Here is a 21,374-nt window from a genome sequence, read left to right on the forward strand (position 1 = left end):
CTTTATACCGCTTCTGTTTACTTTCAGTTGGCGTAAAATACTTTAGCCTTCTAAGGCAGTTAGAAATCACATACCTACCATTTCATGGTGAGAAAGTATGTGCTACAAAGAGTGGAGTATGCAAGTTTTTGGCATAAAAAGTACCAGTGCAATATTGAGAAGAAGGGAAGTTTTGTAAGTGAAATCGAAGATTGATAATAATGTTAAGCCTGATGAATACTGGCGTGAAAGACTAACAGATGATGAATTTTATGTTTGCCGTCAACGCGGTACAGAAGCCCCGTTTAGTGGCAAGTTATTACATAATCGTGACACAGGTGTGTACGCGTGTACCTGTTGCAGCAGCCCGTTATTTGTCTCCAACAATAAGTATGATTCGGGGTGTGGTTGGCCAAGTTTTGATGCACCGATCAATGATACTGCAATCCGCTATCTTGAAGATTTAACGCATGGAATGATTCGAACTGAGATCCGTTGTGCGGTGTGTGATAGCCATCTAGGGCATGTTTTTCCCGATGGACCTCAAACAACAGGTGAACGATTTTGTGTTAATTCAGTGTCGTTAATTTTCAACAAAAAGTGAAAAAGCGGTGAACTTATCACCGCTCTTTGTTTTATGATTACATTTTGTTAGTTGGCAAAGTCGAGAGGAATGAGCTCTGGTTTAAACTGTCCATTTTTGATAGCGTCAACGATTTGTTCGGCGATATCGTCGAGTGCATCAAATTTTTCTTGATCAAACCCGTACAGCAATTTGAGTTCTGTCTCTGAAGCAACCGGCACATTGAATGTTTTTCCTACCATCGCCCAAATGTAAGCTTTTTCTTTCTGTTTGAGAATTTGGTTGGTACTGGCAAGAGATTTGATAGCATCAAGGTTGATACTGCCTTTTGGGCTGAGTTCTAAGGTTCGATGGAGCAAATAGATTGCTTTTTCTCGATCCCGTTGAACATAAAAAGTAGCGAGTGCATACTGCATTTCGGCGTTTTCAAGCTCAGGTTTGCCTTCCAACTGGAGGAATTCCCGGCGAGCTTGCTTGTCCCCAATTTGGCTCCAAAGAAAATAGAGTGTCTCTGGTGAGCGAGATTTGTGAAGCTCATCGACAATAGTCTCTAAATCATGTCCAGCGTTGACCAATGCTTCGAAGCGACGCTGTTTCAATTCGGTTTGATCGATCGCTTGTATTTGAGAAGCAAGCTCTAGACATTTTCGGTAAGCTTTTACAAAACCATATTCCTGAATTCGATTACTATCACTTGGATTCTTAAGGACCTCAAAGCGATGCCATATCAGATCGGTACGAGGAATTCGGCACTGGCCGTCATCCATGTTCAGCCGTTCACAGCGTAAATTTGGATTATCAGCACAGAGCTTTTCTGTATTTTTATTATTTTCAAAGCAACCACTTAATAATAGTGTGAAGCATAGAAATAGTATGAATTTTATCCGGTTCATCGTATAGGCTTGTGATCAAATACACTTATTTATTGGGCTTGTCTTGACTCAATATCATGGCAAGTTATGTTTGTGACGAATTCGTTAATTAAGGATAGACCATGGATGCCGATCAACTCATTAACGCCATCACCCCCGAAGCTTACAAGCGATTAATGCACGCTGTTGAAACGGGTAAGTGGCCTGAAGGTACACCACTTTCACAAACACAGCGAGATTCATGCATGCAAGCTGTGATGTTGTATCAATCTAAGCATAATGTAGAAGCGGACCATATGACAGTTGCCGCTGGTGGAGAAATCAGTTTTAAGTCAAAAAATGAGCTTAAAAAGCGCTTTCAAAACGGACAAGACGATATTGTTCGAGTCAATCCAAACCACGAATGAGTCTATTTGACTTGTACAGAATACAAAAATCCCCAATTCATTGAGTTGGGGATTTTGTTAATGATGGGAAAATATATTGTGGGTGTTTAAAGCTATAAGCTCATTTCACCACGTAATACTTCCTGCATTTTCTGCTTCACTTCTTCATAAGAAAGATTCTGGCTCAGTAAATAGTGAAGCTTGGCTAAAGCGGCTTCGGGTGTCATGTCGTAGCCGCTGATCACGCCTGCTTCTGCAAGTGCACAGCCAGTTGCGTAACCGCCCATGTTGACTTTACCTGCTAAGCATTGAGTTAAGTTCATGACGATCACGCCACGTTCTGAGGCTTCTTTTAAATGCGCTAATAGTTGCGCATTTTGAGGTGCATTTCCCACACCAAAAGTCAGCAAAATCATCGCGTTGACTGGCTGTAATAAGGTATTGCGGATCACTTCGTGAGAGATGCCAGGGTACATGGTAATCACACCGATCGGTTGTGGTGTAATGTTATGAACTCGGAAGGCTCCTTGCGGCTGTTCGCCAACTTTAACGTTATTGCTGATTTGAATATTGATCCCAGCTTCTAACAGCGGAGGAAGGTTCGGCGAGGTAAACGCATTAAAACCATCGGCGTGTGATTTGACACTGCGGTTACCCCGCATCAACTGATTATTGAAGAATAACGTCACTTCATTGATGGGGTAATTAGCGGCGATGTGCAATGCATTAAGTAAATTCGCTTGTCCGTCAGAGCGCAATTCGGCCAACGGAATTTGTGAGCCTGTCACAATGACGGGTTTACCCAAGTTTTCCAGCATGAAAGAGAGTGCCGATGCCGTGTAAGCCATGGTATCCGTACCATGTAAAATCACAAAGCCATCGTATTTATCATAATTATCTCGAATATCGTTGGCGATTTGTTGCCAATCTTCAGGCGTCATGTCTGAGGAGTCAATCAGAGGGTCATATTCATGAATGGTGAACTCAGGCATTTCAGGGCGCTGAAACTCAGGCATACCTGCGAGTTGTTTTTCCATGAAGCCCGCAATAGGGACATAACCATGGTCGGATTTTAGCATGCCGATAGTACCGCCAGTGTAGGCGATGTAGATATGTTTTCTTGCCATAGCTAGAAATCACTCGTGTAGGGGAACAGAGCGGGGGATTATAGCGTATTCACTTAATATAAAAAGGGGCGCTCAACACAAAGCGCCCCAATGGTTTTTAGTCATTACAGATTGATATTGCTACTGAACTTGGCAGTTTAGGCAGAATGCATATTGCCCTTTCGGATCATTAAAATGGTTGAGTAAGCTGGCATCTTGCACCCATTGTTTTGCTACAGGTTGCAGCGACGCTGGCACTAGTGTTGATACATCAAAACCGAAGCGAACTTGCACTTGATTCATGATGTCTTGCAAGAACTGCTCAGCGGGTGAAAGGGGTTCTTCTACCCAATAAATATTGTAGGTCTCTAATTTTGCCAGTTGTGCAGCGAGCTTAATGGCATCATCAAAGTCACCCATTTGATCGACTAAACCATGATCCATCGCATCTTGTCCTGTCCATACGCGGCCTTGCGCGACCTGATCAACTTGTGCCAATGAAAGGCCACGGTTCTCTCCCACCAAACTGATGAAACGCTGGTAACCATGGTTAATGCCCAGTTGCAGTGCGTCGGCCACGCCTTTTGTTAGCCCTGTGGTGACACCGACACCAGAAAAAGGTGAGGTTCCTACGCCATCGGTATAAACCCCCAATTTGTTGAGTCCTTTTTCGAATGTGGTGATGACACTAAAAATACCAATTGAACCGGTTAACGTGGTTGGCTGCGCGACAATTTTATCCGCACTCATTGAAATCCAATAACCGCCAGACGCTGCAAGGCTCGACATTGAGACGACAACCGGTTTGCCTGCGTCTTTTAACGCTTGAATTTCATTACGAATAACTTCGGAGGCAAAGGCGCTGCCTCCTGGGCTGTCCACACGCAATACGACGGCTTTGACTTTATCATCGTTACGCGCTTGGCGAAGTAATGCGGCAGTGGTATCACCACCGACTGTGCCTCGTGGGTGATCTCCATCCATGATGGTACCACTAGCCACGATCACGGCTACATCGTCCATATCAGCGTTAAACTGTGGCCTAATGGTGGCTTGATATTCGTAGTAGCCTACGGCGTTGTAGCTATCTTCTCCATTGCTGCCAAATGTTTCGGCGAGCGATAGGCGCATTTGTTGGCGAGTGGCCAATTCATCCACTAACCCTAATTTTAATGATAAAGCAGCGAGATCACCCTCACTCGCTTTTAAGTGCGTCAGAAATTCATCCATTGATGGGTTTAACGTTTTCCCGTCAATCTTACGGTTGGTCGCTACGTCATCAACGTACGCTCCCCACAACTGCGTTAACCAGCGAGAGGCGGACTCTTTTGCCGCGTCGGACATATCGTCACGAATAAATGGCTCAATGGCTGATTTATAAGTACCGACACGGAAAACGTGCGTATTGACATCCAGCTTTTCCAGCAAAGTTTTGTAGTACATTGAATAGGCACTGTAGCCTTTTAGCATCACTGCGCCATCCGGTGCCAAATAGACTTTATCGGCGTAGCTTGCCAAGTAATATTGGCTTTGATTATAGAAATCTCCCACCGCGTAGATGGGTTTGCCCGTGGCTTTAAATTCGTTCAGCGCTTTAGCAATGTAACGTAGCTTAGTGAGGTTGGTTTCAGGCATTTCTCCGAGAGCGAGCACAATGCCTGTGATTTTCGCATCGTCTTTCGCATGGCGAATGGTCTCTACTACATCAAATAATACATTTTCTTTGGGTAAGTCTTTGCCAAAAAATGAACCAGTCATTGAATCCATCGGATTGATGTAAGAACTCTGTTCAACAATCGGTCCCGATAAGTTCATTACTAATGCGGACTCTTTTTCTATGGTAGGCAGGGGAGAATCGGCATGTACATACAAGAAATAAATCAGTGCAATACTGAGCAAAAAGAACAGGTTGGTTAGGGCTAAACGAATAAAGGTAATGATTTTCCAAAAACCTTTAAATATCAAACCGATAAATCGAAATAGTGATTTCATTGTTTCTCCACTGCGGCTATTCGCAAGCGTGTTTAAATGAATCAAGGGATTAACCTTGAGATATTAATGGCTTACATCCTACGTGATCTAGTATACCCAAACAACCGCAAGATTGATCAGTGTTACAAAAATGTAAACACTTGTTTGATTTTTTTTGTGGGCAATAATATTCTGGTCAGACCATAACGCATAATTATAAAAGTGAAGTCGCCATGTACCCACATCTGTTAGAGCCTTTGGATTTAGGATTTACTCAGTTACGCAACCGTGTATTGATGGGATCAATGCACACGGGATTAGAAGAGCACAAGGAAGGGCTCCATAAGCTGGCCGCTTTTTATGAAGAGCGTGCAAAAGGTGGGGTTGGGCTGATTGTGACGGGCGGGTTTTCGCCTAATTTGCGCGGTCGACTTCACCCTTTCAGTGCTGAATTTAGCAAGGCAAAACATGCGCGTGCACACCAAGTTGTGACTGAGGCAGTGCATCGCCAAGGTGGAAAGATCGCCTTGCAATTGCTGCACGCAGGCCGATACGCAATGCACCCTTTTGCCCAAAGTGCTTCGGCGATTAAAGCACCTATTGCGCGTTTTGCACCGAGTGAAATGAGTGCCCGTCAGATAAAAAAAACCATTGATGCCTTTGCCAGTAGTGCTGAATTAGCTCACCTTGCAGGATACGATGGTGTGGAAGTGATGGGCTCGGAAGGGTATTTGATCAACCAATTTATCTGTAAACGTACCAACATGCGTTACGACGATTGGGGCGGTAGTTACGAAAATCGTATCCGTTTACCCATTGAGATAGTGAAAGCGATTCGTGCAGTGGTTGGTAAAGAGTTCATCATCATTTTCCGTCTTTCAATGCTGGATTTAGTCGAAGAGGGCAGCACTTTTGAAGAGGTTTTAATGCTCGCTAAGGCACTTGAACAAGCTGGCGTGACCATTATCAATACGGGCATCGGTTGGCATGAAGCGCGCGTTCCAACGATAGCGACTCAAGTACCACGTGCTGCTTTTACTTGGGTAACGGAAAAAATCCGCCCACATCTCTCTGTGCCCGTCGTGACCTGTAATCGCATCAACACTCCAGAAGAAGCAGAAAAAATATTAGCAACGGGTCAAGCGGACATGGTGTCGATGGCGCGTCCGTTTCTTGCCGATCCAGAATTTGTTGCCAAAGCCGAGCAAGGAAAAGCCGCGCTGATCAATACGTGTATCGGCTGTAACCAAGCCTGTTTAGATAACGTATTTAAAGGCAAACGGGCCAGTTGCCTCGTCAACCCGCGGGCCTGCTATGAAACGGAAATGGTTATTCGCCCTGCGGCTCAGCCGAAAAAAATGGCGGTGATTGGCGCAGGTCCGGCGGGGCTTGCTTGCGCGACTACCTTGGCTGAGCGTGGGCATCATGTTGATCTGTTTGAAAAAAATGATCGCATTGGTGGCCAGTTCCGTTTGGCGATGCAAATTCCCGGCAAAGAAGAGTTTAGAGAAACCATTCGCTACTTTGCAAATCGTATTGATCAAGCCGGTGTGCATCTGCATTTAGATACTGACGTCAATTTTGAGATGCTCGAACCGTACGATGAAGTGGTGATGGCGTCGGGTGTCGAGCCGAGAAAAGTAAAAATTGATGGTATTGATAACCTAGAAAAGGTGGTGGATTACCAAACGCTGATCCGTGAAAAAACACCCGTTGGCGAAAAAGTCGCGATTGTTGGTGCTGGCGGAATTGGTGTCGACGTCGCCACTATGTTGACTGAGCCGACAGAGCATACGCTTGATGATTGGCTGCATGATTGGGGCATCGATAAAGAGATTGCTTATCCCGGAGGTTTGTACCCATTTCCCGATTGTATGAGTGAGAAAACGGTATGGCTATTGCAGCGTCGCAAAGGACGAGTAGGTAAAGGCCCCGGTAAGACCACAGGTTGGATCCATAAACGCACCTTAGAAAAGCGTGGAGTGAATCTACTGGGTGGTGTCGGTTATGAAAAAATTGCCGCTGACGGTTTACATATCACGCTTGACGGTAATCCTTTGCTGTTAGACGCCGATAAAATTGTGATTTGTGCCGGGCAAGAATCGGTACGTCCTTTTGAAGATAAATGGGCATCATTGGGTGAGAAGATGCATGTGATTGGTGGTGCCGATTATGCTGGTGAGCTTGATGCTGTGCGTGCGATTCGTCAGGGGGTCGAACTGGCGATTAAGTTATAATTTGTGGTCCAAGCTAGCCGGTGGTGTTATTACTTGGAGTGATCAGCCAGCAATCGTAAAACAACAAAAGGCGCAAATCGCGCCTTTTGTCTTTCCTATGTTCGTGAAGAACAGTCTTCGCTTTGCTATAAAATGACCGTTTTGTTGCCATAAACAAAAACGTGATCGTTGATAACTTTGTTCAAGGCTTTACTCAGCACATTTTTCTCAACATCCCGTCCAGCTTGCGCCATGTTTTGCGCGCTGAATGTGTGATCAACCGGGATTACATCTTGCTTAATAATCGGGCCTTCATCTAAATCATTAGTGACAAAGTGCGCCGTCGCACCAATGATTTTTACACCGCGCTCGTATGCTTGCTGGTAAGGTTTTGCACCAATGAATGCCGGTAAAAAGCTGTGGTGAATATTAATAATTTTGTGATGGTACTTATCGACAAAACCAGGAGTGAGTACCCGCATGTATTTGGCGAGGACCAAATAGTCGGCGTGATATTGGTCCAGCACTTCTAACAATTTCTGCTCATGTTCCTCGCGGTTTAGCCCTTCATGAGAAACATGGTGATACGGGATATCAAACTTTTCGGTCAGATTTTGCAGCGTATCGTAATTGCCAATCACTGCAGCAATATCGACATCCAAGCTGCCATCATAATTCTTAATCAAAATATCGCCCAAGCAATGTGCTTCTTTAGTCACCAAAATAACGATGCGTTTGCGCGAAGAATCAATCAGTTTACGTTTTGCGTGTGCAGGCAAGGCTTGGTCAAGGTCGGCTAAAAGGGTGGTGTCGTTAAAGTAGCCTTCCAATTCAGTACGCATAAAAAAGTGACCACTGATGTTATCAACATACTCATTATTATGAATAATATTGAGTTGATGTTTATAACAAATGTTCGTGATTTTAGAGATAAGTCCGGGCGCATCACTACAATGAGTGAGCAGTGTTTTTCTTTCCATTATTAATTACTTCCGTGCATGATTTTTTTCGTTCTAAAAACTAATTCGTGAGCGTGTGAACGGTGAGGCGCCCCGCAATATAAGGGCTATAATTAATCTATTATTAAGTTGGTTTCAATATATAAACGGGTTCACCGTTAGGCTTTTACTAAATTTCTTCCTCACAGAGTGTCTTAAGGCGGTATTTATGGATAGAGAACTCCTCGCACGAAAGCTGTATATGGAAAGAGTGAGTGCATTGATGGGAGACCATCAAATTGACGAAATCATTTTGGAAGACATGTGGGAGAACCGAGCGTCACCCGCCGAGGCGGCAAAAGCAATGACCCAAACGGAGAATGGGTACGAAGGACCAGCTTGGTTATCTCGTTACCTCAATCGCAAATAGAACACACCTAACTGGCGCGGGTTGCACTTGGATTCGCGCCAGCTCATCAAACCTGACATAATGCCCCGCAACGAACACTTACCTCCACTTTTTGATGATTGCAAAAACCTTCTCTTCACAAGGCGCATTAGGTAAAGCCATTGCCGGTTTTCAAGCTCGACAAGCGCAAATTGACATGGCTGAAGCGGTCGCTAAGGCGATTTCCCAACAATCGCAATTAGTGGTTGAAGCAGGGACTGGTACAGGCAAAACCTTTGCGTATCTGGTGCCTGCGCTGCTCAGTGGTAAAAAAGTCATTATCAGTACGGGTTCTAAAAACCTACAAGAGCAGCTTTTTCATCGTGATTTACCCTTGATGATTGATGCGCTCGGTTTCTATGGCAATGTTGCGCTATTAAAAGGCCGAGCAAACTATCTGTGCCTTGATAGGCTAAGCCGCCAAATGGTGGAAAGCCACACCAACCAATCTGATCCACAGCTGCTGACTCAATTAGTGAAAGTGCGTCGTTGGTCATCGGAAACCAAAAGTGGTGATTTAGGCGAATGTGAAGAGTTGCCTGAAGACAGTGCAGTCATTCCAACCATCACCTCAACCAACGACAATTGCCTTGGCAAAGAGTGCCCAAGTTACGTCGACTGTTTTGTCTCTAAAGCGCGCAAAAAGGCGATGGATGCCGACGTTGTCGTGGTCAACCATCACCTTTTTCTAGCCGATCTGGCGATCAAAGAAACCGGGTTTGGTGAGTTGATCCCCGAAGCCGAGGTCTTTATCTTCGACGAAGCGCATCAGTTACCGGATATCGCCAGCCAATATTTTGGTCAATCAGTCTCCAGTCGCCAAGTTCAAGAGCTGGCGAAAGATATTGAAATCGGCTATCGCACTGAAGCAAAAGATATGCGCCAATTGCAGAAAGTCGGCGATAAACTGGTGCAGTCAGCGATGGATTTACGCATTGTGTTGGGTGAACCCAGTTTTCGAGGCAACTGGCGTGAGGCGTTAGCTTCACCATCGATTTCACGAGAATTAGCGCGTTTGCGAGACAGCTTAGATTTTGCTATCGATGTGTTAAAACTCGCGTTAGGTCGCAGCCAGTTATTGGATACCGCATTTGAGCGCGCCAACTTAATCAAAGGACGAATTGATCGAGTGTGTGATGTCTCTATTACTGGTTATTCCTATTGGTATGACACCACGCCGCGTCATTTTAGTTTACACATCACCCCACTTTCGGTGGCCGATAAATTTCACGAACAGGTGCAACAAAAGCAGGGCGCATGGATTTTCACCTCCGCTACTTTGGCCGTAAACGACGATTTTAGCCATTTCACTCAGCGTTTAGGATTAAAGCCCCAAGCTCAGTTTTCATTACCAAGCCCGTTTGACTATCAACAGCAGGCGCGGCTGTGTGTGCCACGCTATTTACCTGAACCCAATAGCCCAGGCCTTGCCGATAAATTGGTGCGTATTTTGTCGCCAGTGATTGAGCAAAACCAAGGCCGCTGCTTCTTTTTATGTACTTCCCACAGCATGATGCGCGAGTTAGGTGAACGTTTTCGAGAAGTGTTAACCGTGCCAGTGCTGATGCAAGGGGAGACGAGTAAACAAAAAACGTTGGCCGAATTTATGGAATTAGGTAATGCCTTATTGGTCGCGACAGGGGCATTTTGGGAAGGGATAGATGTTAGAGGTGACGCATTAAGCTGTGTTATTATCGACAAACTTCCATTTACCGCACCAGATGATCCGCTGCTGAAAGCGCGAATTGAAGATTGCCGAATGCGCGGTGGGGATCCATTTGCGCAAGTACAACTACCCGATGCCGTCATCACCTTGAAACAAGGGGTCGGGCGTTTGATCCGCGATAAACATGACAAAGGTGTACTGATCATTTGTGATAACCGTTTAGTCACCCGTGACTACGGTGGGCTATTTCTTGCCAGTTTACCGCCCATTCCACGTACGCGGGATTTGGACAAAGTAAAAGATTTCTTAAGTCAAATTTCAGTCACGACACCCGTAACTATTAACAACAATTAGAGACAGTAATGAGCGCAAAGATCCTTGCCTTAGACACAGCAACAGAGAACTGTTCTGTTGCTTTAATGATGAACGGCAAACTGTACGTTCGCAGTGAAGTTGCCCCTCGCGATCACACCAAGAAAATTCTACCCATGGTGGATTCCGTCCTCAAAGAAGCGGGCATCACCTTACAGGAACTAGACGCGCTAGCCTTTGGCCGTGGTCCGGGCAGTTTTACCGGAGTACGGATTGGCATTGGAATTGCACAAGGTTTAGCATTCGGCGCTGATTTACCTATGATAGGTATTTCGACCCTGGCAGCGATGGCGCAAGGCAGCTATCGTTTACAGGGTTACCAGCAGGTGGCGTGTGCAATTGACGCCAGAATGAGTGAGATTTACTGGGGTCGTTATACACGTCAAGAAGATGGCTCTTGGCAAGAGATAGATGCAGAGTGCGTCATTGCTCCTAATACTCTTGCTGAGCAAATCAAAGCTGACAGCATCACTTGGGGCTGCGCTGGAACGGGTTGGGCGGCTTATAAAGAAGAGTTAGATACGTTGCCTATCTCGTGTCAAATGGGGGAAGTATTGTACCCAGATGCACAGGATATGGTGTTTCTTGCTCAGTACGAGTTTGCCAAAGGAAACACGCTAACGGTGGAAGAGTCGAGCCCTGTTTACCTGCGTGATAACGTGGCTTGGAAGAAGTTACCGGGCCGAGAATAATCAGTGAAAGGCAAGGCGTTGCATTCGTCTTGCTCTAATTGAATAGGAACAGTATGGTTTCAATTAATGGTTTACCTCCTGCGATAGTGCCCGGTAGCAATAGGGCTAATCGCGCAAATAAGAACAATGGGGTAAAGAAAGGCGATGCCAAAGCCGGAGTAGGCCAACCTACTAAGGTGGCGAATGCTGTTTCTCATTCAATTCGTCATGTCGATCCATCAGAGATTCATCAGGCTAATCTGGAATACGATCTTCCTGAAGGCCGATCAAGAAAGGCGATGGAAGAGTACATGGACGTGATGAACCAAGCAAAAAAAGAGGAACTTGCTCAACTGCTTGGAGTCGATATCTACATCTAACCTAACAAGGTCATTATGATGCGATCTTTTTCCACTTCTAAAACGCTACTATTGTTATCGTCCACATTGCTGCTTGGTGCATGCTCAAGCTTACCGGATGATCTTCGTGCCAGTAGTGATGCCGTGATCACCGATTACGCCACTTGGGTCAATACGCCAACCAATGAACAAGATGAAGTCCGGCTGGGCGGCGTCATCGCCAGTGTGACTAATTTGGCGGATAAAACACGAATTGAAATAGTCAATTTGCCGATTAGCTCATCAGGCCGACCGGATATCGACCGCGAACCGCAAGGGCGTTTTGTTGGCTATGTTGACGGGTTTGTTGACCCAGTGGCTTATGCGAAAGATCGTTTGGTGACGCTAGTGGGAACCAGCCTTGCTCCAGAAAAAGCCAAAGTGGGTGAGTTTGAATACACTTTCCCAACCATGGCCGTAAAAGGGCTACATTTGTGGCGAGTTGAAGAAAGAGTGGTCGTGAATGATCTCGGTACTTATATGTACCCTTGCCACAGCTTATATTGTCGTCAAATGTACATTGGTGCTCGTGAAGGGCGCGTGGTACAAGAAGTGAAATAGCGATGCAACAAAAACAGTACTCTCTTGCGCAAGGAATGATTGCGACTCAAGAGTTGGGAAACGCACAAACGGCCGACTTATCGGTCGTTTTTTTGCATGGTTGGTTAGATAATTCATCCAGTTTTCTTACCGTTATCAAAGCGTTAAGTCACCTTAATCCACAGTTACACCTTTGCGCAATCGATTTACCGGGACATGGCCTTTCAAGCCATAAAGCCGACGGTCATTTTTACCCATTTCATGACTATATTGATGATATTTACTCATTTTTGCTCAACTTATCACCAAACAGGTTAGTGATCGTAGGGCATTCCCTTGGTGCTTTAATCGCAAGTTGCTATAGTGCCGCCTTTCCTGAGCAAGTCGCAGGATTAGTTCAAATCGAAGGAATGGCTCCATTGGCTGAATCGCCACTAGAGAGTGTGGCCAGGCTGCGCAATGGCGTACTCAGCCGCCAGCGGATCCGGCGTAAGCCTCGTCGTAGGTTACCGAACTTAGAATACGCTGTTGCTCGCCGAGCCGAAGTCAACCAGTTAGAAGCAACCTTGATCCAACCCATCGTTATTCGAGGAGTAGAGCGGCGCAATGACGAGTGGTATTGGCGTCATGACCCACAGTTAAACAGCGATTCCTTGTATCGCATGTCGTATGAGCATGCTCAGCACATAATGGCGCACATCCAATGCCCACAACGTGTGATTCTCGGTACACACGGTTTTTCTGAGTTACGAGCCGCTCGAGGCTATTTCGCCGATGATCGGCAAGAGATGTTCACTATTTCTGGTGGTCATCATTGCCATCTTGAGCAACCTTCGCAAGTCGCCGAACTAATTTTTGGCTTAGTTAACAAAATTTAAACAAGTGTTTGAGTGTTTCGTGCTCAAGCGCTTTGGCTGTGCTGTAATAGCGCACATAAAAATATCGCCGTAGAGCAGCCGCCAATAACGAGGAGTATTACCGTGGAGAAACCTTGGCTTTCACGCTATCCAACTGACGTACCTGAATTCATCAACCCTGATCAGTACCTCTCTTTGGTCGAAATGTTTGAGCAATCGGTTCATAAATATGCCGATCAACCAGCCTTTATGAATATGGGTTCGGTCATGACTTTTCGTAAACTGGAAGAGCGCAGCCGAGCATTTGCCGCCTATTTGCAAAATGAGCTAAAGCTGAAAAAAGGTGATCGTGTCGCCTTAATGATGCCTAACCTATTGCAGTATCCGGTCGCGTTATTTGGCGTATTACGAGCCGGGTTGATTGCAGTGAATGTTAACCCGTTGTACACCCCGCGAGAGCTTGAACATCAACTGAATGACGCCGATGCAAAGGCGATCGTCATCGTCTCGAATTTTGCCAATACCTTAGAGCAAATTGTTGAAAATACCTCGGTAAAACATGTGGTATTGACCAGCCTTGGACAGATGTTACCTAGAGCAAAAGGGACGTTGGTTGATTTCGTTGTGAAATATGTGAAAGGGATGGTGCCAAAATATGATTTACCAGGTGCCATTTCCATGCGTAAGGCGTTACACAAAGGTCGCCGTTTACAGTATGTGAAGCCTTTTATGTCTGGCGACGACATTGCATTTTTGCAATATACCGGTGGTACAACTGGTGTGGCAAAAGGGGCAATTCTGACCCACCGCAACATGATTGCGAATGTGCTCCAAGCAAAAGGGGCATATGGCCCAGTATTGGCCGAAGGCCGCGAACTGGTTGTGACGGCATTACCGCTTTATCACGTATTTGCACTGACCGTAAACTGTTTACTGTTCGTCGAAATGGGTGGGCGTAACCTATTGATTACTAATCCACGCGATATTCCAGGCTTTGTCAAAGAGCTGCAAAAGTACCCATTTACTGCCATTACGGGGGTGAATACGCTGTTTAATGCGTTGGTCAACAACGAAGATTTCCATGAACTTGATTTCAAAAATCTTAAGCTTTCTGTTGGTGGTGGCATGGCGGTACAGCGCGCGGTGGCCGATCAGTGGAAAAAAGTGACGGGTATCCACCTGCTTGAAGGTTACGGTTTGACTGAATGTGCGCCATTGGTGACAGGTAATCCTTATGATTTAAGTGATTATTCGGGAGCCATTGGTTTACCCGTTCCTTCAACCGAAGTGCGTATCGTTGATGATGAAGGCAAAGTGTTGGCTTATGATCAAGTCGGTGAGTTGCAAGTGCGTGGCCCACAAGTGATGCAAGGTTATTGGCAAAGACCGGAAGCGACGAAAGAAGTGATTGATGCCGATGGTTGGCTCTCTACAGGCGATATCGTCAAGTTTGATGAGCAAGGAATGGTCTATATTGTCGATCGCAAGAAAGACATGATTTTAGTCTCTGGATTCAACGTCTATCCTAATGAGATTGAAGATGTGGTTGCACTGCATGGCAAAGTATTAGAAGTGGCCGCTATCGGCCAGCCTCATGAAGTGTCTGGTGAAATCGTCAAGATTTATGTGGTTAAGCGTGATCCGAGCTTAACCAAAGATGAAATCATTGCCCATTGCCGTAAACATTTGACTGGCTATAAAGTGCCTAAGTTGATTGAGTTTAGGGAAGATTTACCAAAGAGTAATGTGGGTAAAATTTTACGCCGCGTACTTCGTGAAGAAAATGATGCGGCAATTGAACAAACAAAACGTGCCTAAGCATCAAGTCAGTATGAAAAAATAGTGCTAGAATGCCGACTCAAACCGTCGGCATTTTTATGTCCCCTCTAGTAGGGTTGCCCAAAGTGAGCCATTAGTGAACTACCAAATAATTACCCAGCCTAACGACCTACAACGTGTATGCCTTGCCGCGCGAGATGCCGATGTGGTGATGCTCGATACCGAGTTTGTCCGAGTGCGTACCTTTTACCCACAGCTCGGATTGATCCAGCTTTATGATGGTGAAAACCTCTCTTTAATCGACCCACTTGCCTTTGATGACATGGCCCCTTTTGTCGAGTTACTGCAAGACACCTCCGTGCTCAAAGTGCTGCATGCGTGTGGTGAAGATCTCGAAGTGTTTCATAATGCATTTGGCTGCACACCGTTTCCAATGGTCGATACACAAGTAATGGCAGCCTTTCTCGGCCATGGACTGTCTACCGGATTTGCCGCATTGGTCAATGAATTTTTAGGGATTGAAATTGATAAAAGTGAATCGCGTACTGATTGGTTAGCAAGGCCTTTATCGCAAAAGCAGTTGGATTACGCTGCCGCCGATGTGTTTTATTTGCTGCCGATTTACGAGAAATTACTCGATAAAGTGACGCTGGCGGGCTGGTGGCAAGCGGCGCAGCAAGAATCTGAACTATTGAGCGTCAAACGCATTAAACAGACTAATCCCGATTTGGCCTATTTGGATATCAAAGGGGCATGGCAACTAACACCGCAAGAATTAGCGATTCTCAAACCCTTAGCTACTTGGCGCTACGAAGAGGCGGTACGCCGTGATTTGGCGCTCAATTTTGTGGTCAAAGAGACAGATTTGCTGACTATCGCTCGTTTGGGATTGACGAGTGCAAGCCGTATGATTGATGAAGGGGCCGATCCGAGATCGATTCAACGTCACAGTGCCAAAATCATTGCATTGGTGAAAGCGGGCCAGCAGACTCCGGCTGATCAATACCCACCTAAAATCGACCCTTTGATGGACTATCCCGGCTATAAACAGTTGTTTAAACGGTTGAAAGATGAAGTTAAATCAGTGTCTCAAACCACGGGTTTAGCGACTGAATTTTTAGCCTCTAAAAAACAGCTCAACCAGCTATTGAGTTGGGTGTGGAAGAAAGAGAGAGATCCCGCGCAATTGCCGGATGTGATGCAGAGCTGGCGCTTACCTATTCTCGGTGAACGGCTCAACAAATTGGTTGAGTAAAATTGGTTAGTAAAGAGAAAGAGCCTGCAATTTTGCAGGCTCTTTTATCATAAGGATTACTTTTCTTCGTCTGGCAGTTTCACGTTCAATTCCAGCACAGAGATATCATCATCTTTGTGCTCAAAAGAGACTTCAACCATCGAAGGGTCAACCGCGACGTATTTGGCGATCACCTTGAGAATGTCTTCTTTCAATTGAGGCAAATAGGTCGGTGCAGGGTCATTTTCACTACGACGTTCGGCGACGATAATTTGCAAACGCTCTTTGGCAAGGCTTGCTGAGGTCGTTTTCTTTTGTGGTCGGAAAAACTCAAGTAGAGACATAATATTAACCCCCGAAAAGTCGTTTAAAGATGCCCTTTTTCTGCTCCGTTAGAAAACGAAACTCGACTTCTTGCCCTAATAAGCGCTCGACAGCGTCAGCATAAGCTTGGCCTGCGTCTGATTGATCGTCAAAAATAACCGGAACACCTTTGTTGGAGGCATTAAGCACCGCTTGGCTTTCTGGGATCACGCCAAGTAAAGAGATATGTAAAATCTCTTCAACATCTTCCACGCTCAACATTTCACCTTGTGTCACGCGAGTAGGGTTATAACGGGTCAATAAAAGGTGCTGTTTAACAGGCTCTAACCCTTGCTCTGAGCGCATTGATTTGGAATCCAAAATCCCTAAAATGCGGTCTGAGTCGCGCACGGAAGAGACTTCAGGGTTCGTCGTTACAATCGCTTCATCAGCAAAGTACAAAGCCATCAACGCGCCTTGCTCAATACCTGCTGGTGAGTCGCAAATGACGAAATCAAAACCCATCGCATCGAGTTCATCGAGTACGCGCTTGACGCCATCCTTAGTCAGCGCATCTTTATCGCGAGTTTGTGATGCGGGAAGAATGAATAAATTGTCTGTGCGCTTGTCTTTGATCATCGCTTGGTTGAGCGTAGCTTCACCGTTGATGACATTGACAAAGTCATACACAACGCGACGTTCGCACCCCATGATAAGGTCAAGGTTACGTAAACCAATATCGAAATCGATAACCGCAGTTTTTTTACCTTTCAAAGCCAAGCCAGAAGCAATTGCTGCGCTTGAGGTCGTTTTACCTACGCCGCCTTTTCCTGACGTTACAACAATAATGCGTGCCATTATGTTTTCCTTGTTAATTTTTAAATCGTGAGCGTTTCAAAATGCAGTGAATCATCAACCATGCTGAGCATCACTTTCTTCTGCCAAAACTCACTTTCAATTTGATCGCTAAGCCAATAATTTCCAGCAATGGAGACCAGCTCTGCTTGTAAATCGTGACAAATAATTTTTGCTTCCGTTTGGCCGCTGGCACCGGCAATGGCCCTTCCGCGCAGTGAACCATGAATGTGAATTGAACCATCGGCGATCACTTCGGCCCCCGCGCTGACGTGATTGAGGATCACTAAATCGCTATCTTTGGCATACACTTGCTGGCCAGAGCGAATGGGCGTGCGAATCACCTTGGTTGGCGCGATTTGAGCGGGAGCTTGAGAAGGCGACTTGCTTGCTGCCATCACGGCAAAGCCGGCTTCTGAGGCTAAGTTTTGGCTGCGTTTATCACGGCAACCTGTCACACCGACCGGGATCATTCCTGCTTCAGTGATGCCTTGTTTAAGTATCGCAAAATCAATATCGCCAATCACTTTAGCAATATTGATCACCACAGGTGCAGAGGCAAAAAAAGCAGGAGCTTGGGCGACTTTTTCCTTGAGAAACTCAACGGTATTGGCAACTTCACTGTCGCAAAGGTGTAACACTGACAAAGTAAAACTGCTACCTTTTAGGTCAGGAGTATTCGACATCTTATATTGACCTCAATAACTAATGGCTTCACTAGAAAGGGCGTTGCCTGAAACTAGGGTTGTCATGTTATATTCCCTGACTTAGCTCAGCAAGTTATCTTGCGGTCAAATGTTTGTTTTAATCTCAAATTTGGTAAAAGTTTAACGTTTCTAACTTAATTGGCTCGAAAAGCCAGTTTATTACAATAAAAGGTTTGTCATGCTTTGCTCTATCTACAAAAGCTCTAAAAAAGAAGGTACCTATCTCTATATCCCCAAAAAGGATGACTTTTCACAGGTTCCTGACACATTAATGGCGATGTTCGGTAAACCTACTTTAGTCATGGTAGTGAAACTGGAAGGGCGTACACTTGCCCAAGTGAACATTGAAAAAGTAAAAGATTCTCTAGAAAATGAGGGCTTTTTCCTACAGTTACCGCCACCGCCACAAAATTTATTAGAACAATATAAGCAGCAAAAGGCTCAGCAAAAAGATAGCTAAGTTTTCAGCTCAAGGAGGACGATTTGAGAAAGTTATTGTCAGTCGTATTGGGATTAAGCCTCTCCACGCCATTGATGGCGAATGAGGTTAGTTTTGAACACTATGTGGAAGGCTTGAAGCAGCAAGCACGAAATGAAGGCATTTCAGAGCAAATTTTAATCGATGCGTTTAAAAATGTGGAGTACAAGCCACGTGCTGTGACGGCCGATCGCAATCAACCAGAAAAGAAACTGACGCTGGATGAATATATCCCACGCGCGGTTCCAGAATGGAAAGTGAACCAAGCAAAGGCGCTGTATGAAAAGCACTATGCAGAGCTTAGCCGCATTGGCGAGCAGTATGGCGTGCAGCCGCGCTTTATCGTGGCTTTGTGGGGCGTAGAAAGTAATTTTGGTGCGTTGACCGGTGGTTTTAGTGTTATTGATGCGCTGACGACTATGGCTTATGACGGTCGTCGAGAAGAATTTTTCCGCAAGGAGACGATGGCCGCGTTGCAAATTCTACAGCAAGGTCATATCCAAGCTGATGAGATGAAAGGTTCATGGGCTGGCGCGATGGGACAATGCCAGTTTATGCCGAGTTCGTTTTTGGCGTTCGCTTCCGATGGTAACGGCGATGGCAAAAAAGACATTTGGCGCTCAAAGGAAGATGTATTCGCGTCGACGGCCAATTATCTCAGCCAATCGGGATGGGATGATAAATACACTTGGGGCCGTCAAGTTAAAGTTCCGCATGGGTTTGACCGCACTCTAGAAGGGCGACAGCCCGAAAAAGGGAAATCACTGAGAGAGTGGAACAAGCTCGGTATTACTCGTTACGAAGGTAAACCACTGCCTAATTTAGACAACGTTCAAGCTTGGCTTATCATGCCAGATGATGAAAATGGCCGCGTTTACTTGGTATACAACAACTATAATGTGTTGATGAAGTGGAACCGTTCATATTATTTCGCCCTCGCGGTGAGCCATTTGGCGGATAGAATTACCTATTGATTTGAACCTTAATTGAACGCAAAGGGCTCATCATGAGCCCTTTGCTATTTCTGGAGAGCGTGTGCTAGTTGAACGTGCAGGGCAAATGGTGATATTTGCTGCGTTAATCAAACATCAAGGCTTTACCGCTGCGGCCAAAAGCTTAGGCGTATCAGTATCGCATGTTAGTAAGCAGTTGGCCTTACTGGAAGCCTCGCTCGGGGTGAAGCTCGTTCAGCGAACCACCCGCAGCTTCACCACAACCGAGGCTGGAGAGGCTTTTTATCGCCATTGTATTGCGGTCGTTGGGTTGATGGATGCTGCGCAGTCTGAAATGGAAAGCCAGCGTGATGAGGTGTCTGGGCTGATTAAGCTTGGTCTTTCACAGTCGTTTGGTTCTTTGCACATTTTGCCAGCACTGGAGGCGCTTCGTCAGCGTTATCCAAAACTGCAAGTGGAAGTGCATTTGTTCGATTATCGAGTCGATATGCTCGAAGAAGGGCTTGATTTGTGGGTGACCAACAACGAACATTTGCCGGAAGGGTACGTGGCGCAACGTCTCGCCGATTGCCAATTTGTGCTGGCGGCATCACCGGAATACTTATTAAACCATTCACCCCCTCAGACACCCGGTGATCTGTTAGGTCACAACTGTCTTATCTACCGCAGTTGGGAGCGAGATTACACCAGTTGGTCGTTTGCCAATCCAGAGCAAAAGGTCAACATCAATGTGTCGGGTAACTATTCGGTGGATTTAGCCGAAGCCGTCCGTGACGCCGCCGTGGCAGGGTGGGGTGTTGCTTACTTGGCGACTTATTTAATTCGAGATGAATTTCGAACTGGTAAACTGATCCAGTTGTTGCCAGATTGGCACGCAAATCAAAGCATGCCTTTTTATGCGGTTTACCCGAGCCGACAACATATGCCGAAGAAAACCTCAGCCGTGATTGAATTTATCAAGGCTTTAATCGGTACACCTTGCTACTGGGATACTCAGTTAGAGCCTTACATCCGTTTGACAAAAGTGTAATGTATTATTTCCAAACTCAGAAACATCTTTTCCATATGGAAAATATAAGCCTAGGCAATCGTTTAGCTTGTTACAAATCAACAGCTTGAAACAAGAGGCTTAAGGCTGCTATTTTTAAGCACACCTCTGTAACATTTGCGACTTGCGCATTCGTTTTCGCACGATAGAATGCGCGCCTTTCCTATCCCCGTTATCTGGATTGACAGCAAATGAACTCATTACTTGGCGTCGTCGCCATCTTATTTACGGCTTGGCTACTTTCTACCAATAGAAAAAACATCCAACTTAGAACCGTGTCGCTCGCTTTTTTATTGCAAGTAGGCTTTGCACTATTGGTTCTGTATGTCCCTATGGGGAAAGAAGTGCTCAACAGTGTCACGGGTGTGGTATCGAATTTGATCAATTATGGGCAAGAGGGAATTGGCTTTCTCTTTGGCGGTTTAGCCAATGGTAGCGTTGGTTTTGTGTTTGCGATTAATGTGCTTGGCATCATCATTTTCTTCTCCGCTTTGATCTCCGGTTTGTACCACATTGGTTTGATGCCTAAAGTGATTAATTTGATTGGCGGTGGTTTACAAAAATTATTGGGTACGGGGCGTGCAGAGTCACTGTCAGCCACGGCGAACATTTTTGTCGGCATGATTGAAGCGCCGTTAGTCGTTAAGCCCTATTTAAAGCACATGAGTGATTCGCAATTTTTTGCGGTGATGACGTGTGGCTTAGCCTCGGTTGCGGGTGGTACGTTAGTGGGCTATGCCTCACTGGGCGTTAACCTTAACTATCTTATTGCGGCGGCATTTATGTCAGCTCCAGCCGGTTTGTTGATGGCGAAAATTTTGGTGCCGGAAACCGAAGCGCAAAGTCAGCAGGTGGTCAATGAAGAGGTTGAGATACCAAAAGCAACCAATGTGGTTGAAGCCGTGGCTGATGGTGCAATGTCTGGGCTTCGTATCGCGGTTGCGGTTGGGGCAACGTTACTGGCCTTTATCAGTGTGATTGCGCTACTCAACGGCCTATTGGGCTGGGTGGGGG

The 21,374-nt window shown here is 45.7% G+C and carries 22 protein-coding genes; 15 read left to right on the forward strand and 7 right to left on the reverse strand.

Going from position 1 to position 21,374, the window contains the following annotated elements; translation table 11 throughout:
* The first annotated feature begins 178 nt into the window (after nt 1-178).
* Entirely contained in the window at nt 179-583 is a 405-nt protein-coding gene (gene msrB, locus AACT21_RS10965) for a peptide-methionine (R)-S-oxide reductase MsrB (protein WP_094163341.1), read from the forward strand.
* A 47-nt stretch (nt 584-630) separates the two neighbouring features.
* Here the strand turns inward: msrB and AACT21_RS10970 are convergent, their stop codons facing one another.
* Nucleotides 631-1,455, reverse strand: a complete 825-nt coding sequence (locus tag AACT21_RS10970) for a DUF2989 domain-containing protein (RefSeq protein WP_094163343.1) — start codon at nt 1,453-1,455, stop codon at nt 631-633.
* Nucleotides 1,456-1,556: 101 nt separating this feature from the next.
* On the opposite strand from AACT21_RS10970, the gene AACT21_RS10975 reads away from it, so the two are divergent.
* Nucleotides 1,557-1,841, forward strand: a complete 285-nt coding sequence (locus AACT21_RS10975; RefSeq protein WP_013857226.1) for a YeaC family protein — start codon at nt 1,557-1,559, stop codon at nt 1,839-1,841.
* Between the two features lie 92 nt (nt 1,842-1,933).
* On the opposite strand, the gene ansA is transcribed toward AACT21_RS10975, so the two are convergent.
* Nucleotides 1,934-2,947: an asparaginase gene (gene ansA, locus AACT21_RS10980; protein WP_094163345.1), complete on the reverse strand. Its 1,014-nt coding sequence runs from the start codon at nt 2,945-2,947 to the stop codon at nt 1,934-1,936.
* 120 nt (nt 2,948-3,067) lie between these two features.
* The gene (gene sppA, locus AACT21_RS10985; RefSeq protein ID WP_094163347.1) at nt 3,068-4,918 is read right to left on the reverse strand and encodes a signal peptide peptidase SppA; all 1,851 of its coding nucleotides are present in this window, start codon (nt 4,916-4,918) and stop codon (nt 3,068-3,070) included.
* A gap of 212 nt (nt 4,919-5,130) precedes the next feature.
* Here sppA and AACT21_RS10990 point away from each other — a divergent pair, with 212 nt between their 5' ends.
* Nucleotides 5,131-7,134, forward strand: coding sequence for an NADPH-dependent 2,4-dienoyl-CoA reductase (locus tag AACT21_RS10990; RefSeq protein WP_094163349.1), 2,004 nt, complete (start codon nt 5,131-5,133; stop codon nt 7,132-7,134).
* A 125-nt stretch (nt 7,135-7,259) separates the two neighbouring features.
* On the opposite strand, the gene purU is transcribed toward AACT21_RS10990, so the two are convergent.
* Nucleotides 7,260-8,093 (reverse strand): formyltetrahydrofolate deformylase, encoded by an 834-nt coding sequence (purU, locus tag AACT21_RS10995; RefSeq protein ID WP_010317194.1) that lies wholly within the window; start codon nt 8,091-8,093, stop codon nt 7,260-7,262.
* A 187-nt stretch (nt 8,094-8,280) separates the two neighbouring features.
* On the opposite strand from purU, the gene AACT21_RS11000 reads away from it, so the two are divergent.
* The 8 genes from AACT21_RS11000 (at nt 8,281) to rnd (ending at nt 16,037) form a co-directional block, all read left to right on the forward strand.
* Nucleotides 8,281-8,481 carry a hypothetical protein gene (locus AACT21_RS11000; protein ID WP_013857222.1) on the forward strand — a complete coding sequence of 67 codons (201 nt, stop codon included), beginning with the start codon at nt 8,281-8,283 and terminating at the stop codon, nt 8,479-8,481.
* 94 nt (nt 8,482-8,575) lie between these two features.
* Nucleotides 8,576-10,519 (forward strand): ATP-dependent DNA helicase, encoded by a 1,944-nt coding sequence (locus AACT21_RS11005; RefSeq protein ID WP_038170106.1) that lies wholly within the window; start codon nt 8,576-8,578, stop codon nt 10,517-10,519.
* Nucleotides 10,520-10,527: 8 nt separating this feature from the next.
* Nucleotides 10,528-11,229, forward strand: coding sequence for a tRNA (adenosine(37)-N6)-threonylcarbamoyltransferase complex dimerization subunit type 1 TsaB (gene tsaB, locus AACT21_RS11010; protein ID WP_017047797.1), 702 nt, complete (start codon nt 10,528-10,530; stop codon nt 11,227-11,229).
* A 53-nt stretch (nt 11,230-11,282) separates the two neighbouring features.
* Nucleotides 11,283-11,588 (forward strand): hypothetical protein, encoded by a 306-nt coding sequence (locus AACT21_RS11015; protein WP_026028815.1) that lies wholly within the window; start codon nt 11,283-11,285, stop codon nt 11,586-11,588.
* 15 nt (nt 11,589-11,603) lie between these two features.
* Nucleotides 11,604-12,167: a Slp family lipoprotein gene (locus AACT21_RS11020; protein WP_017047796.1), complete on the forward strand. Its 564-nt coding sequence runs from the start codon at nt 11,604-11,606 to the stop codon at nt 12,165-12,167.
* 2 nt (nt 12,168-12,169) lie between these two features.
* Nucleotides 12,170-13,024 (forward strand): alpha/beta fold hydrolase, encoded by an 855-nt coding sequence (locus AACT21_RS11025; protein WP_094163351.1) that lies wholly within the window; start codon nt 12,170-12,172, stop codon nt 13,022-13,024.
* A 102-nt stretch (nt 13,025-13,126) separates the two neighbouring features.
* The gene (gene fadD, locus AACT21_RS11030) at nt 13,127-14,821 is read left to right on the forward strand and encodes a long-chain-fatty-acid--CoA ligase FadD (protein ID WP_026028639.1); all 1,695 of its coding nucleotides are present in this window, start codon (nt 13,127-13,129) and stop codon (nt 14,819-14,821) included.
* Between the two features lie 97 nt (nt 14,822-14,918).
* Nucleotides 14,919-16,037, forward strand: coding sequence for a ribonuclease D (gene rnd / locus AACT21_RS11035; RefSeq protein WP_094163353.1), 1,119 nt, complete (start codon nt 14,919-14,921; stop codon nt 16,035-16,037).
* A gap of 56 nt (nt 16,038-16,093) precedes the next feature.
* Here rnd and minE read toward each other — a convergent pair whose 3' ends face one another.
* The 3 genes from minE to minC are packed head-to-tail and all read right to left on the reverse strand — an operon-like array spanning nt 16,094 to nt 17,860.
* Complete coding sequence (minE, locus tag AACT21_RS11040; RefSeq protein ID WP_010317176.1) at nt 16,094-16,360, reverse strand: cell division topological specificity factor MinE; 267 nt, start codon at nt 16,358-16,360, stop codon at nt 16,094-16,096.
* 4 nt (nt 16,361-16,364) lie between these two features.
* Nucleotides 16,365-17,177, reverse strand: coding sequence for a septum site-determining protein MinD (minD, locus tag AACT21_RS11045; protein WP_094163355.1), 813 nt, complete (start codon nt 17,175-17,177; stop codon nt 16,365-16,367).
* A gap of 20 nt (nt 17,178-17,197) precedes the next feature.
* Nucleotides 17,198-17,860: a septum site-determining protein MinC gene (gene minC, locus AACT21_RS11050; protein ID WP_013857213.1), complete on the reverse strand. Its 663-nt coding sequence runs from the start codon at nt 17,858-17,860 to the stop codon at nt 17,198-17,200.
* 199 nt (nt 17,861-18,059) lie between these two features.
* Here minC and AACT21_RS11055 point away from each other — a divergent pair, with 199 nt between their 5' ends.
* The 4 genes from AACT21_RS11055 to AACT21_RS11070 form a co-directional block, all read left to right on the forward strand.
* A complete protein-coding gene (locus AACT21_RS11055; RefSeq protein ID WP_019282017.1) occupies nt 18,060-18,341 on the forward strand; it encodes a YcgL domain-containing protein in 282 nt (93 codons plus the stop codon).
* Between the two features lie 23 nt (nt 18,342-18,364).
* Nucleotides 18,365-19,333, forward strand: a complete 969-nt coding sequence (locus AACT21_RS11060; RefSeq protein WP_013857211.1) for a lytic murein transglycosylase — start codon at nt 18,365-18,367, stop codon at nt 19,331-19,333.
* 61 nt (nt 19,334-19,394) lie between these two features.
* Complete coding sequence (locus AACT21_RS11065) at nt 19,395-20,342, forward strand: LysR family transcriptional regulator (RefSeq protein WP_019282016.1); 948 nt, start codon at nt 19,395-19,397, stop codon at nt 20,340-20,342.
* 209 nt (nt 20,343-20,551) lie between these two features.
* A partial coding sequence (locus AACT21_RS11070; RefSeq protein WP_094163357.1) for a NupC/NupG family nucleoside CNT transporter occupies nt 20,552-21,374 on the forward strand: 823 nt, incomplete at its 3' end.

Origin of the sequence: Vibrio sp. V08_P9A1T1 (assembly GCF_963874405.1) — a bacterium.
Taxonomy (GTDB): Bacteria; Pseudomonadota; Gammaproteobacteria; order Enterobacterales; family Vibrionaceae; genus Vibrio; species Vibrio anguillarum.